This is a genomic window from Yoonia sp. GPGPB17, from assembly GCF_037892195.1.
In the GTDB taxonomy this organism is placed as follows: Bacteria; Pseudomonadota; Alphaproteobacteria; order Rhodobacterales; family Rhodobacteraceae; genus Yoonia.
The window spans coordinates 432774-445802 of sequence record NZ_JATACI010000002.1 but is presented as its reverse complement, the minus strand read 5'-3'; the positions used below and the strand labels follow the sequence as shown (position 1 = coordinate 445802).

The following is a 13029-nucleotide window of genomic DNA, read 5'->3' as shown; positions in this document are numbered from 1 at the left end:
CTAGCCGAGGCGGTCTTTCACCATTGGTCCTGCTTTGCCAAAATCCATGCGCCCCGTGAATTTGCCTTTCAGTACACCCATGACTTTGCCCATGTCGCGGATGCTGTCTGCACCGACCTCCGCGATGGCCGCGTCAATCGCTTTCGCAGCCTCGTCTTCGCTGAGTTGCTTGGGCAGAAATTCTTCAATGATCTTGATCTCTGACAGTTCCTTCTCGGCCAGTTCCAGCCGCCCACCTTCTTCATAGGCGCGCGCACTTTCCTGACGTTGTTTGACCATCCGGCCCATGATCGCAAGGATATCACCGTTGCTCACCCCGGCATCATCATCGCCGGACCCGCGCGCTGCGATGTCCTTATCTTTGATCGCTGCATTGATCAGCCGCAACGTCGAAAGGCGGTCTGCTTCTTTCGAACGCATCGCATCCTTAAGGGCCGCATTGACCCGGTCGCGCATGTCCATAAATGTGTCCCGTACATTTGCTGTCAAACGAATGGGCAACATAGTGTGTCCGCGTCCAAGTGACAAGCACCCTCGTCGCGACGTCACCCCTTGTTTGCAAGGGTGCGATCCGGCCTTGACCACGGCCCCTGCCGTGCGTACACCCAGCACAATTTGACATCTGGGGAGATTGATCATGGCGCAGAAACCGACGGCCTGTCTGGCCCTTGCGGATGGAACGATCTTCTATGGCATGGGTTTTGGCGCAACCGGCGAAACGGTAGCCGAGCTTTGCTTTAACACCGCAATGACCGGGTATCAGGAAATCATGACAGACCCGTCCTACGCAGGCCAGGTCGTGACCTTTACCTTCCCCCATATCGGCAACACCGGCGTGAACCCCGAAGACGATGAAACAGCGGACCCTGTCGCTGAGGGTATGGTCGTCAAGTGGGACCCAACACAGTCGTCAAACTGGCGCGCGACCGAAGAGCTAACCGCATGGCTGGCCAAGCGCAATCGCATTGGTATGGGCGGCGTCGACACGCGTCGGTTGACCAGAGCGATCCGGCAGCAAGGTGCGCCGCATGTGGCGTTAGCACATGACCCAGACGGTAAGTTTGATATCGAGGCGCTGGTTCAGAAAGCGCGTGAATTTCAGGGGCTTGAGGGCCTTGATCTGGCAAAGGACGTGACTTGCGCGCAGTCCTACAGCTGGAATGAAATGCGGTGGGCATGGCCCGAAGGGTACAAACCTCAAACAGACCCAAAACACAAAGTCGTGGCGATTGATTTTGGCGCCAAACGCAACATTCTGCGTTGCCTTGCCAGTGCAGGATGCGATGTCACCGTGCTGCCCGCCACAGCAACGGCCAAAGACGTGCTGGCGCTGAACCCAGACGGCGTATTTCTATCCAATGGCCCCGGCGATCCGGCCGCAACAGGTGAATATGCGGTGCCGATGATCAAAGGTGTTCTGGACGCTGATCTGCCCGTGTTTGGGATTTGCCTTGGCCACCAGATGCTGGCGCTCGCGGTTGGCGCGAAAACGATCAAAATGAACCACGGGCACCACGGGGCGAACCATCCCGTCAAGGACATGGAAACCGGCAAGGTCGAGATCACGTCGATGAACCACGGCTTCACCGTCGACAGCCAGACCCTGCCAGACGGCGTGGAAGAAACCCATGTGTCTTTGTTTGATGGCAGCAACTGCGGGATTCGGATCGCGAACCGCCCGGTCTTCAGCGTGCAATACCATCCAGAGGCCAGCCCCGGCCCACAGGACAGCTATTATCTGTTCGAAAGATTCGCTGACGCGATGAGCGCTTAACGGTCATTTAACCTATTTGTATCAAATTGCAGCTACGGAACCGTCGGTTGTGAGTTGACGTGTTAAGGTTGGTTCCGTGCACTTTTGGTTAAGTGGGCTGCAGTTGGGCTATTCTGCAGCTTCCACCGCTTCGGCGTCCAATTTCAGGCGGGTGACAAAGGCCTTTGAGATGTGGTCGCGCAATGCTTGATATGCGGCATCGCCATCGCCTGCTTCAATCGCGGAAACGATGGCCGCATGTTCCTGCAACGTCTCATTTCCGCGCCCCTCAGCCGCAATTGATGTTGTCGCCAAAAGCGCCATGGACCGGTGTACCAAATCCAGCTGCTGCACCAGAAAGCGATTGTGCGACGCAAGATGGATTTGCTTGTGAAAGCGACGGTTCGCACGGCTCAATGCCTTGGGATCACCAACCAGTTGCAGATCAGCATCCAGCATGTCGCGCAGTACCTTCACCTCTTCCGGGGCGGCATGACGTGCGGCGAGCCGGGCGGCCAGCCCTTCCAGCTCACCACGCACCACGTAAAGCTCGGACAACTGCGAATGATCCAGTGACGCCACAATCAACGACCGCCCATCGCGCGTCAGTAATGATTGTGTCTCAAGCCGCTGCAATGCTTCGCGGATCGGGGTGCGCGAGACGCCGAACCTCTCAGCCAACTCACTTTCCACCAACCGGTCACCGGGTTTGTAGACGTGACTATCAATCGCTTCCAGGATTAGGGCATAAGCGTCTTTCTGGGACGCGCGTTGGTCTTGCATTGGATGGTACCTTTCGTGCTTGGCTAACCATACGCCCCCGCGTGCCCCGCAATCAAGCCAAAGCGATTGCGCCCAACCGGCACAGCCCGTAATCTGCGCGCATGGTAGCCAGGCATTTTGCCCATGTGGACACATGGGTTTTCGATCTCGACAACACGCTTTACCCGCCGTCTGCCGATCTGTTCGGTCTGATGGACGTGCGGTTCTCGGCATATGTAACCCGATTGACAGGGCTTGATCCGACCCGCGCCCTCAAGCTGTGTGCGGACTATTGGACCGAGTATGGATCGACTCTGACTGGGCTTATCGAACATCACGATGTCGATCCACATCACTTTCTCGCTGATGTGCATGATATCGATATCTCTCACCTGGAAGAGGATGAAGCGCTAGGGACAGCAATCCAGAACCTGCCCGGACGCAAGATCGTGTTCACAAACGGATCACACAATCACGCCAAACGCGTGCTATCGGCCCGTGGTCTCACCCGTCAGTTTGATGCGGTGTACGGCGTCGAACACGCTGACTTTAAACCGAAACCCACACATGACGCTTTTTCAGCCGTCTTTACCAAAGATGGAATCACACCGAAAAAATCCGCCATGTTCGAGGATGAAGCACGTAACCTCGCCGTGCCGCATGCCTTGGGGATGCGAACCGTTCATGTGCATGAAGACCCGCACGACGCCGATCACATTCACCATCACACAGATCACCTGACGGATTTCTTGTCGCAGCTGGTCCGCTAGCCCTTTCCGCCCAGCGCCCAGAGGCATATGTCTTCCCTATGGAACGCAGTTCAACTGATATCGTGATTGCTGATGGCGGGGTCGCAGGGCTGACCGCTGCGGCGGCATTCGGAACGGCTGGATTCAACGTCACCATCATCGACCCTACCCCCCAATCACAACAAGTGATGCCGCAGGATCTGACCTGCGCACCACCGCATTTCTGCAACCTGCACAACAATTTCTTGAGGCTGCGGGCCTTTGGACCCGCCTTGAACCGCATGCGGCGCCACTGCAGGTCATGCGCATCGTGGACATTGGGACCAAAGCTCATGTCACCCGCGACTTCAACGCCGCCGATATCTCGGACCTACCCTTTGGCTGGAACCTGCCGAACTGGCTCTTGCGCCGCGAGATGGTGGCGCGGCTGGCCGACTTGCCCAATGTCGACTTTCGAACTGGTGTTGGTTTCAAGCTTATGTTGGCGCGCAGCCACGAGGCCATCGTCACGCTGACGGATAACACCCAACTGGTGGCAAAGCTCGTGATCGGGGCTGACGGGCGCGACTCTGCGGTACGCCAGGCCGCCGGAATCGGCGTCAAAACAATGCGCTACGGACAGAAGGCAGTGACCTTTGCGGTGACCCATGATGCGCCGCACGGCAATGTTTCAACCGAAATTCATCGTTCCGGCGGGCCTTTCACCCTCGTGCCACTGCCCGATCATGAAGGTAAGCCGTGCTCTGCCGTGGTATGGATGGAACATGGGGCCGAAGCCAATCGGCTTGCCGCACTTGATGCGGATGCATTTGAGACCGCGGCCAACGACCGCTCTGCTTTTCTTTATGGCCCACTCAAACTCGCCAGCCGCCGCAGTGTCTGGCCAATCATCAGCCAGATCGCAGATGCGCTAACCGCCCCCCGCATCGCGTTGGTGGCCGAGGCAGCGCATGTCGTGCCGCCCATTGGCGCACAGGGTTTGAACATGTCACTGCGCGATCTGTCATGCCTGCTTGATCTGGCCGTTGCCCATCCCGCCGACTTGGGCGCGCCAGCAATGCTGGACGCCTATGCGCGCAAACGACATCCGGATGTTAAATTGCGGGTGACCGGCATTGATGCCCTGAACAGGGCATCCATCGCAGGCGACCCCACAATGCAAGCACTGCGCACCAAAGGGATCGAGGCGCTTTACGGGATTGCCCCAATGCGCCGCACGCTGATGCAGATGGGGCTGGGTGCCAGCTAGAGCACTTTGTTCAGGACCGGAACCAACCGGCCCAGCGTCGCATCCACATCATACAGCTTATCCAGCCCAAACAGCCCCAGGCGGAATGTGCGGAAGTCATCGGGCTCATCACACTGCAGCGGGACACCGGCGGCAATCTGCATACCTTCGGCGGCAAACTTTGATCCGTTCTGAATATCCGGATCATCCGTGTAGCTGACAACAACACCCGGCGCGCCATAGCCTTCAGCAGCGACAGAGCGTATCCCTTTTTCCGCTAACACCTTGCGGACGCCGTTGCCCAAAGCCCATTGCGCCGCTTTCAGCCGTTCAAAGCCAAAAGCGCGGGTTTCCAACATCGTGTCACGGAAGGCACGTAACCCGTCCGTTGGCATCGTTGCGTGATAGGCATGGCCGCCGTTCAGGTAGGCCTGCATGATGCTGTGCCATTTTTTGAGGTCGACAGAGAATGAGTTCGATGTCGTCTCAGCCATACGTGCCACGGCGCGTTCAGACATCATGACCAGCCCGGCGCAGGGCGTCGAAGACCAGCCCTTTTGCGGGGCCGAGATCAGGACATCAACGCCGGTTGCCTTCATATCAACCCAGGCGCAGCCCGATGCGATGCAATCCAGCACCATCAGCGCACCGACCTCACGGGCGGCATCGGCCAGTTCCTTAATATAGTCGTCTGGCAGGATGATCCCGGCAGAGGTTTCAACATGGGGCGCAAAGACGACGTCAGGTTTCGTCTCTCTGATCGCCGCTATCACATCTTCGATGGGTGCCGGGGCGAAGGGGGCGCGGGTGTCATTTCCGGCTTGTCGGGCCTTCATCACGGTCGTTTTCGCGGTGAAGTCGCCCGCCTCAAAAATCTGGCTCCAACGATAGGAAAACCACCCGTTGCGAACGACAAAAGCGTGAGAATCTGCACCAAACTGGCGGGCGACGGCCTCCATCCCGTAGGTGCCGCCACCGGGGATCAATGCAACGTGATCGGCGTTATAGACCTCACAAAGCATCTCAGAAATATCGGTCATCACATTCTGAAATGCCTTTGACATGTGATTCAAAGAGCGGTCCGTAAAGACCACCGAAAACTCAAGCAGCTCATCTGGGTCAACTGGTGAATGTGCGCCGTCCATAGGAAAATCCTCCGTCTTTGACCTGATGGCTAATGGGGCGCGCCGCCGAAGGCAAAGCCTATCTTGGTATACCGTCGCAGCGATCGGCCAATTTTCTGCGGCTGAATTTCCGATAGGCGTCAGAGTGGTGACTAAATCGGCCCTGGCCTGCGCTCCTCGGATAACAGCACATTGGCCTCAACATCTCCGACCCCCGGCATTGTCATGATACGGCGGCGCAGAACCCGTTCGAAATCGGCCAGATCACGCGCAACGACACGGAGGCGATAGTCATAAAGCCCCAGAACATGATCAACCGTTTGCACTTCAGGAATTGCGCCAATGGCGCGCTCAAAATCCTCAAGGCTCACCCGACCCTTTGTCGCCAGCTTAACGCCCAGAAACACCGTAACGCCAAAACCCACCTTTTCGGCGTCCAACGCCAGTCTACGCCCCGCAATGATACCTGCATCTTGCAGCCGCTTCACACGCCGCCACGTCGCTGGCTGGCTCAAACCTAGCTTTTGCCCAAGCTGTTTCGTCGACTGATCCGCGCTGACTGACAACGCTCGCAAAATCGCGAAATCCAGCTGATCCAGCGTCATAGCGGCAGGCTTTCATCGGATTTCACGGTCGCAACCGTCATCAGAGCTTCGATATCAGCGATATGTGGCAGCGTTAGAACCTGCTCGCGGTAAATGCGCTGATAGTCCGGCAAGTCCTTGGCGATCAGCGAAAGCCGCACATCGACGCGGCCCAGAAAGGTCTGTATCTCAATCACCTCTGGCACCTGTCGCGCGGCGGCGATGAAATCGTCAAAAGCGCGAGACACCGTTTTGTCCAATGTGATCCGTAAGCTCACCGACACAGCATAGCCCAGAGCCGACCAATTGATGATGGCATAGCTGCCTTGGACAATCCGGGCTTCACGCATGCGATCCATGCGGCGGGTCACCCGCGCAGCGGTCAGCCCCGTTTCATCCGCCAAATCAGGCGCGCCCCTTGCGGGGTCTGCCTGCAAAAGGCGCAAAAGGCGGCGATCAACGTCATCAAGCATAGAAACACTAGTATTCTTTATTTTAGAGAATAACAATCCTCATAAAATGCAAATTAAATAGATATCAAAACTCAAAATTACACCCTAAACGCTATAACCTGCGTCAGAAACCAACCAAAGGAATGCCACTATGCGCGTTTATTATGATCGCGATTGCGATGTGAACCTGATCAAAGACAAGAAAGTCGCCATCCTCGGCTATGGCTCCCAAGGCCACGCCCACGCGCTGAACCTGCGCGACAGTGGTGCGAAGAACCTTGTTGTCGCCCTGCGCGATGGCTCCCCCTCTGCGGCGAAAGCCCAAGGCGAAGGCCTTGAAGTGATGGGCATTGCCGAGGCCGCCGCGTGGTGTGACGTGATCATGTTCACGATGCCCGATGAGCTTCAGGCGGAAACGTACAAAAAATACGTGCACGACAACATCAAGCCGGGTTCTGCGATTGCCTTTGCCCACGGGTTGAACGTGCACTTCGGCCTGATCGAGCCCAAGCCCGGCGTTGACGTGATCATGATGGCCCCCAAAGGCCCTGGCCACACCGTGCGCGGCGAATACACCAAAGGTGGCGGTGTACCCTGCCTGGTCGCTGTGGATCGTGACGAAAGCGGCAAGGCGATGGAAATCGGCCTGTCTTATTGTTCTGCCATCGGCGGTGGCCGCTCTGGCATCATCGAAACAAACTTCCGTCAGGAATGCGAAACCGACCTCTTTGGTGAGCAGGCCGTGCTTTGCGGCGGTATCGTTGAACTGATCCGCATGGGCTTTGAGACGCTGGTCGAGGCCGGTTATGAGCCCGAGATGGCTTACTTCGAGTGCCTGCACGAAACCAAGCTAATCGTGGACCTGATCTATGAAGGCGGTATCGCCAACATGAACTACTCCATCTCGAACACGGCCGAGTATGGTGAATATGTCTCTGGCCCGCGCATCCTGCCCTATGACGAGACAAAGAAGCGTATGAAGGACGTGCTGACAGATATCCAAACCGGTAAGTTTGTCCGTGACTTCATGCAGGAAAACGCCGTTGGCCAGCCGTACTTCAAGGCGACGCGTCGTATCAACGACGAGCATGAGATTGAGCAGGTCGGTGAAAAGCTGCGCGCAATGATGCCGTGGATTTCCGCAGGTAAGATGGTCGACAAAGCGAAAAACTAATCGACATATGTGGTGGATCATGATCCACCATACGCCAAAGAAGGCCCGGGACACATCCCGGGCCTTCTTGCCTCAAAGGACATATCATGACGTCGCAACCAACCCCGGCAAACTGGCTTTCCATCGCAGCGCTTGGATTGATCTGGGGTGCGACTTTCATGGTCGTTGCAATTGCGTTGGAAGGCTACGGCCCATTGACGGTTGCCTGCGCGCGCACGACTTTGGGCGCGGTCGCGTTGCTCGCTTTGATGGTAATTCTCAAGCGTCCATTGCCGGATTTCACACCAACCATGCGCCGCTATCTGATCGCCATTGGGCTGCTGAACACCGCCCTGCCCTTCGCACTGCTCAGTTGGGGGCAGCAATACGTACCATCCGCCTTTGCCGGTATCTCAATGGCGGCACTTCCACTATTCGTGCTGCCACTTGCACATATCTTTACTGACGAAAAGATGAGCCTGCGGAACACGCTCGGTGTCATGCTAGGATTTACTGGTGCAATCTTTTTGATCGGCCCCGGTGTGTTGCGGCTCGGAACGGGGTGGGAGCCGCTGGGCCAGCTAGCCTGTATTGCAGCATCCATTTCTTATGCGGTGTCCAGCATCATGACACGGCGCTGCCCGCCGATTGACCCGATCACGATGGCGGCCCTTTTGCTGACAGTTGGTGCGGCTGCATTGATCCCGGCAATGCTGATCTTTGAAGGTGTCCCAAGCGCGGGTGACACACGCCCGACCATCGCAATCATTGTGCTGGGGTTCATCCCGACAGCGCTGGCCGCCCTGATCCGCGTGGCAACCATACGATCAGCGGGCGCGATCTTTATGACGTTGGTGAACTATCAGGTGCCACTGTGGTCCATGGTATTCGGAGCGTTGGTGTTAAGCGAAGGCCTGCCTTTGCGCTTTTTCGTGGCACTCGGCCTCATTCTGGTTGGGCTTGCGATCAGCCAATGGCTGGGGCTGAAAAAGCTTTTGTTCACCTAGCGTTAAATACCCTTTTGATCATAAAGTGACCACATTGCACGATCACTCCTGAATAAATACAACTTTAGGAGTTCTTCATGCGTCACCTGTTCATCGGCTTGTTTGCCGCCTTTCTTACCGCGGCAGCAGCCACCCAAGCTGAAGCGCGTGGAAGCTATAGCACCACACAGAGTATGCTTTTCGTCAGTGCAACCGAAATGGACGATAATGGCGCGCCGCTGGCATTGTGCCATCTGGTGACTACACGCGCGGTTATTTTTGTGAATGTCTGGCGTACGCTGGAAGGCTATGCCCTTGCAGAAGATAACTGTCAGACTGACCAATATTATGCCATGAGCAGCGAAGACCTGCTCTCGGCACAAGCCGCTGGCATGATCCCCAAAGGGATTCCAGCAACACCCAAACTGGCCCTGGGTAAACTTGCCGAAGGGTTTTGGGGGCTTGGTGCATTGGCCGCCCTTCTCGCCTTTGCAGGTGTGAAAGCTTTGCAGGTCCAAAAGCGCCGGAAACAGCGGATGAGCATGGTGTCGCATGCCTCACCGGCGGCTCAATCCATTCTGGATGCTATGTGCCATGCAGCCAAAGCAGATGGGTACATCGCCCCCTCAGAGGTCGAAATGATCCAACGTACCGCCCAGGAAATTACAGGTGAAGCATTCTCGCTGGACTTGGTCAAGCAGATGGCGCAACTGGCCGAAGAAAAACTTGAGGCCAAAGGGTTCGCGCGCCTGGTCAAAAATCGCAGCAAGCTTGAGCAACTGGATATGATGCGGGCGGTCTTGATGGTGGTCGCCGCAGACGGTCGCTTGGATGGCAAGGAAAAAGCCTTTGTGGGAGGATTGGCGCAGGCCATGAGGATGGATGGCGGCACGGTATCCGCGCTTCTGCAAGAAGTCGTCGGTGGCGGTGCGGGCCAACCCGCACCAGCGTAAACCGTTAAACCGCCGCCTCAACCTCTGCGACGATCCCATCGACGACCTGTGCGAGCAGGTCGTCGTCTTCGCATTCGGCCATGACCCGGATCAGCGGCTCTGTGCCAGACTTGCGGATCAACAGGCGCCCCTTGCCCATAAGCTTGTTTTCGGCATCAGCGATCGATTTCTTGACCAGTTCAACACCCAGCGGATCGCGCCCCGCCGCATAGCGCACATTCTTAAGCATTTGCGGCACAGTCTCAAAGCTTCTGGTGAGCGCACTGGCAGGCTTATCTGTCTCGATCATCGCAGCGAGGAACTGCAGACCAGCCAGCAGACCATCACCGGTTGTCGCATAGTCGGTCATCACGATATGGCCCGACTGCTCTCCTCCCAGGTTCCAGCCATTTGCACGCATCGCCTCAACCACGTAGCGGTCACCAACGGCGGTACGCTCAAGATGCAGGCCGCGCTGGTCCAGATAGCGTTCGAGCCCAAGATTGGACATGACAGTTGCCACCAAGGTCCCGCCTTTCAACCGCTCTTGATCGGCCCAACGGCCCGCCATCAAGGCCATCAACTGGTCACCGTCAGCAACCTGTCCGTTTTCATCCAAGATCATCACCCTGTCGGCATCGCCATCAAGGCAGATGCCCACATGCGCACCTTCGCGCAGGATGGTTTCGGCAGCGGCTGAGGGGTTCGTTGACCCACACCCGTCATTGATGTTGAACCCATCCGGGCTGACCCCTACCGGGATCACAGTCGCGCCCAATTCCCAAAGCACCTCTGGTGCGACGCGGTGGGCCGCGCCATTGGCGCAATCAATCACAACTTTCAGACCATCAAGGCGCATGCCTGCCGGAAAGGTCGCCTTGATCCGTTCAGCATAGCGGAACCTGCCGTCGTCAATACGTTTGGCACGGCCAATGTTTTGCGCCTGCGCTGGCTCAATCTCACCAGCGATCAGCGTTTCGATTTCCGCCTCAGCCTCATCTGACAGCTTAAAGCCGTCCGGGCCGAAGAATTTGATCCCATTGTCATGGTGCGGGTTATGGCTGGCCGAGATCATAATGCCGAGATCGGCCCGCATTGATGTCGTTAGCAATCCAACTGCCGGTGTCGGGATTGGTCCAAACAACAGAACATTCATGCCCGTGCTTGTCAGGCCAGCAGTCAAAGCGTTCTCAAACATATAGCCAGACAACCGGGTGTCTTTCCCGATCACAACCCGGTGCCCGTTAGACCCGTCGTTGCGAAAGTAACGTCCCGCTGCCGCGCCAATCTTAAGCGCCATATCAGCCGTCATCGGATAGGTGTTTGCCTTGCCGCGTACACCGTCAGTCCCAAAGAATTTTCGTGTCATGTCATTGCTGCCCCGCCAATGGCCCATTCCAAGTCTAATGCTTGTTTGGTGGCGAATATATCGTGAACCCGCAGGATTTGCACGCCCTGCCTTGCCGCAAAAAGCGCGACTGCCACAGATCCGCCGACCCGGTCGCTGGCATCATTGCCCCCACCCAGGGTGCCGATGAACCGCTTGCGCGACGCACCAAGCAGGACGGGACAACCCAGTGCATGAAAAATCGCGATACCACGCAACAGGGCCAGGTTGTGCTCCAGCGTTTTGCCAAAGCCGATACCGGGGTCGACCACGATTTGATTGCGTGGGATGCCGCATGGCCACCGCCGCATCCACCCGCTCGCTCAGAAAATCATAAACATCCAGCAGCACGTCTTCATAGCTGGGGTCATCTTGCATCGTCTCGGGTGAGCCTTGCGCATGCATCATGCAGACAGGCGCATTGGATTTGGCCGCGACACTTGCCAGTTCAGGGTCAAAAGTAAACGCAGCAACGTCATTGACGAGCGTTGCCCCGGCTTCCAAGGCTGCCATACCCACCTGCGATTTGCGTGTATCAATCGAGATCGGCACGCCGCTTTCGGCGCGGATCGCAGCAATCACAGGGGCTGTGCGGGCAATCTCATCAGTCACATGAACCTCTGCGGCCCCCGGTCGCGTGCTTTCGCCACCCACATCAATGATGTCGGCCCCTGCGTCTTGCATTTCGAGCGCATACGCAAGCGCGCGTTCCGGGGCATTGAATTGGCCACCATCTGAAAAACTGTCGGGCGTGACATTCAGGATACCCATAATACGGGGGCTATTCATGGTCAGTCCCGCTATCGGCGCGCGGGCTCCAACCAGCTGATTCAGAACATCCGCCGGGATGTCGCTGGCCGGAACAGTTTGCACGCCGCTACCGCGTTCATGGATTGTGACTGTGTCAAACCAGCATAATCCCCCCGAGCGGAAAACTTGACCGGGTCGGCACTTCGCCAAATCGGGCAACGGGGCGAAAATACTGCGTCATGTCAGGTTCCGGCTGTTCGCAGACACCATACGCACGGGAACCTGTGCATCGGGTGCCTCTTCACCAATCACCAACAACTCCTTGGCGCTCATGTCGTTGGCGAACCAAGTTGCCAAAGCGACAGCATCACGCGGACTGGCCGAAGGGCCATCCACTGCATCCAACAGGATCTTAGAGGGCGCCCAGATGCAGATCTGGTCATTCTTCATCGCCCAGTCCAATTCCGTCCGCGTCCCAACAACCATACAGCGACGATCAAGCGCCGCCAGCGCCCAAGCATTCTGTTCAATCGCCAGCAGGTCAATCCGGCGCTGCGCCAACGCATTTCCAGCCTGCGGGGCCGTGACATCTGATGCGCCAACGCAGATGATCAATGGCGCATCCATTTCCGCCAGTTGGTCAATCCACCCCTTTAAATGCGCGCTTTGAACGGCCTCGTTCGACAGAAAAACCATGCGGGGATGTGGGGTTTCCACATGTTCCTGCCCCGCCAGATCAACACCGTCACGGGACCGCACAATCTCAACCCCCAGTGAAAACGGCCCACGATCCAGCTTCTCAATGCGCACAAAAACACGCTCTGCCTGCGGTTCCAACAGAATACGTTCAGCAACGCGCGCCGCTAAGGTTTCCAGCAGGTTGATACGTTCGGCCTCCAGCTCAATGCTGATCGCTTCGGTCACTTTGTCGTAAGACAGAATGCGGTCTACGTCGTCATCAATGGGCCCGCTGAGCGGCAAAACCTCGACCACCACATTGAAACGGACCCGTTGTAAGGTGCCGCGCTCTTGCTGGAAGGCCCCAATTTCGACCTCGACGACATAATCGCGCAAGGAAATCCGGTCACAAGGCGTCTGGCTGCTGGCCTCTGCCCGCTCGCTAGGATGGGCAAAGGCAAGGCGAATATCATCGGTCATTGGCGCGTCCA

At 57.1% G+C, this 13029-nt stretch carries 12 protein-coding genes and 2 pseudogenes; 6 read left to right on the top strand and 8 right to left on the bottom strand.

What is annotated here, in order from left to right:
• Complete coding sequence (locus QTO30_RS02575; RefSeq protein ID WP_340422311.1) at positions 1–462, bottom strand: GatB/YqeY domain-containing protein; 462 nt, start codon at positions 460–462, stop codon at positions 1–3.
• Between the two features lie 175 nt (positions 463–637).
• Between QTO30_RS02575 and carA the strand changes: the two genes are divergently transcribed.
• A complete protein-coding gene (gene carA / locus QTO30_RS02570) occupies positions 638–1774 on the top strand; it encodes a glutamine-hydrolyzing carbamoyl-phosphate synthase small subunit (protein WP_340422309.1) in 1137 nt (378 codons plus the stop codon).
• 108 nt (positions 1775–1882) lie between these two features.
• Here carA and QTO30_RS02565 read toward each other — a convergent pair whose 3' ends face one another.
• Positions 1883–2536: a GntR family transcriptional regulator gene (locus tag QTO30_RS02565; protein ID WP_340422308.1), complete on the bottom strand. Its 654-nt coding sequence runs from the start codon at positions 2534–2536 to the stop codon at positions 1883–1885.
• A 101-nt stretch (positions 2537–2637) separates the two neighbouring features.
• On the opposite strand from QTO30_RS02565, the gene QTO30_RS02560 reads away from it, so the two are divergent.
• Positions 2638–3285 carry a pyrimidine 5'-nucleotidase gene (locus QTO30_RS02560; protein ID WP_340422307.1) on the top strand — a complete coding sequence of 216 codons (648 nt, stop codon included), beginning with the start codon at positions 2638–2640 and terminating at the stop codon, positions 3283–3285.
• Positions 3286–3323: 38 nt separating this feature from the next.
• Positions 3324–4513: pseudogene (locus QTO30_RS02555) on the top strand (UbiH/UbiF family hydroxylase).
• Here the strand turns inward: QTO30_RS02555 and QTO30_RS02550 are convergent.
• The 3 genes from QTO30_RS02550 to QTO30_RS02540 all read right to left on the bottom strand — a co-directional run bounded on the left by QTO30_RS02550 (position 4510) and on the right by QTO30_RS02540 (position 6673).
• The gene (locus tag QTO30_RS02550) at positions 4510–5637 is read right to left on the bottom strand and encodes an aminotransferase class V-fold PLP-dependent enzyme (RefSeq protein ID WP_340422306.1); all 1128 of its coding nucleotides are present in this window, start codon (positions 5635–5637) and stop codon (positions 4510–4512) included. The pseudogene QTO30_RS02555 and the gene QTO30_RS02550 sit on opposite strands and share 4 nt — an antisense overlap.
• A gap of 131 nt (positions 5638–5768) precedes the next feature.
• Positions 5769–6221 (bottom strand): Lrp/AsnC family transcriptional regulator, encoded by a 453-nt coding sequence (locus QTO30_RS02545; RefSeq protein WP_340422305.1) that lies wholly within the window; start codon positions 6219–6221, stop codon positions 5769–5771.
• Positions 6218–6673, bottom strand: a complete 456-nt coding sequence (locus QTO30_RS02540) for an Lrp/AsnC family transcriptional regulator (protein ID WP_340422303.1) — start codon at positions 6671–6673, stop codon at positions 6218–6220. Before QTO30_RS02540 ends, QTO30_RS02545 begins: the two co-directional genes overlap by 4 nt.
• A gap of 130 nt (positions 6674–6803) precedes the next feature.
• Between QTO30_RS02540 and ilvC the strand changes: the two genes are divergently transcribed.
• The 3 genes from ilvC to QTO30_RS02525 all read left to right on the top strand — a co-directional run bounded on the left by ilvC (position 6804) and on the right by QTO30_RS02525 (position 9744).
• Positions 6804–7826: a ketol-acid reductoisomerase gene (gene ilvC, locus QTO30_RS02535; RefSeq protein WP_340422301.1), complete on the top strand. Its 1023-nt coding sequence runs from the start codon at positions 6804–6806 to the stop codon at positions 7824–7826.
• An 86-nt stretch (positions 7827–7912) separates the two neighbouring features.
• On the top strand, positions 7913–8812 hold the full coding sequence (locus QTO30_RS02530) for a DMT family transporter (RefSeq protein WP_340422299.1): 900 nt from the start codon (positions 7913–7915) through the stop codon (positions 8810–8812).
• Between the two features lie 77 nt (positions 8813–8889).
• Positions 8890–9744 (top strand): tellurite resistance TerB family protein, encoded by an 855-nt coding sequence (locus tag QTO30_RS02525; protein WP_340422297.1) that lies wholly within the window; start codon positions 8890–8892, stop codon positions 9742–9744.
• A 4-nt stretch (positions 9745–9748) separates the two neighbouring features.
• On the opposite strand, the gene glmM is transcribed toward QTO30_RS02525, so the two are convergent.
• The 3 genes and pseudogenes from glmM to QTO30_RS02510 all read right to left on the bottom strand — a co-directional run bounded on the left by glmM (position 9749) and on the right by QTO30_RS02510 (position 13018).
• Positions 9749–11092 (bottom strand): phosphoglucosamine mutase, encoded by a 1344-nt coding sequence (glmM, locus tag QTO30_RS02520; RefSeq protein WP_340422295.1) that lies wholly within the window; start codon positions 11090–11092, stop codon positions 9749–9751.
• A pseudogene (folP, locus tag QTO30_RS02515) lies at positions 11089–12091 on the bottom strand (dihydropteroate synthase). The gene glmM and the pseudogene folP overlap by 4 nt, the downstream one beginning before the upstream one ends.
• 6 nt (positions 12092–12097) lie before the next feature.
• Positions 12098–13018 carry a dihydroneopterin aldolase gene (locus QTO30_RS02510; protein ID WP_340425853.1) on the bottom strand — a complete coding sequence of 307 codons (921 nt, stop codon included), beginning with the start codon at positions 13016–13018 and terminating at the stop codon, positions 12098–12100.
• Between the last annotated feature and the right edge of the window lie 11 nt (positions 13019–13029).

Bases quoted from the DNA above. Each gene is read 5' to 3' on its own strand.
- QTO30_RS02575 (WP_340422311.1), bottom strand. From the start codon at position 462: ATGGACATGCGCGACCGGGTCAATGCGGCCCTTAAGGATGCGATGCGT.
- carA (WP_340422309.1), top strand. From the start codon at position 638: ATGGCGCAGAAACCGACGGCCTGTCTGGCCCTTGCGGATGGAACGATC.
- QTO30_RS02565 (WP_340422308.1), bottom strand. From the start codon at position 2,536: ATGCAAGACCAACGCGCGTCCCAGAAAGACGCTTATGCCCTAATCCTG.
- QTO30_RS02560 (WP_340422307.1), top strand. From the start codon at position 2,638: ATGGTAGCCAGGCATTTTGCCCATGTGGACACATGGGTTTTCGATCTC.
- QTO30_RS02550 (WP_340422306.1), bottom strand. From the start codon at position 5,637: ATGGACGGCGCACATTCACCAGTTGACCCAGATGAGCTGCTTGAGTTT.
- QTO30_RS02545 (WP_340422305.1), bottom strand. From the start codon at position 6,221: ATGACGCTGGATCAGCTGGATTTCGCGATTTTGCGAGCGTTGTCAGTC.
- QTO30_RS02540 (WP_340422303.1), bottom strand. From the start codon at position 6,673: ATGCTTGATGACGTTGATCGCCGCCTTTTGCGCCTTTTGCAGGCAGAC.
- ilvC (WP_340422301.1), top strand. From the start codon at position 6,804: ATGCGCGTTTATTATGATCGCGATTGCGATGTGAACCTGATCAAAGAC.
- QTO30_RS02530 (WP_340422299.1), top strand. From the start codon at position 7,913: ATGACGTCGCAACCAACCCCGGCAAACTGGCTTTCCATCGCAGCGCTT.
- QTO30_RS02525 (WP_340422297.1), top strand. From the start codon at position 8,890: ATGCGTCACCTGTTCATCGGCTTGTTTGCCGCCTTTCTTACCGCGGCA.
- glmM (WP_340422295.1), bottom strand. From the start codon at position 11,092: ATGACACGAAAATTCTTTGGGACTGACGGTGTACGCGGCAAGGCAAAC.
- QTO30_RS02510 (WP_340425853.1), bottom strand. From the start codon at position 13,018: ATGACCGATGATATTCGCCTTGCCTTTGCCCATCCTAGCGAGCGGGCA.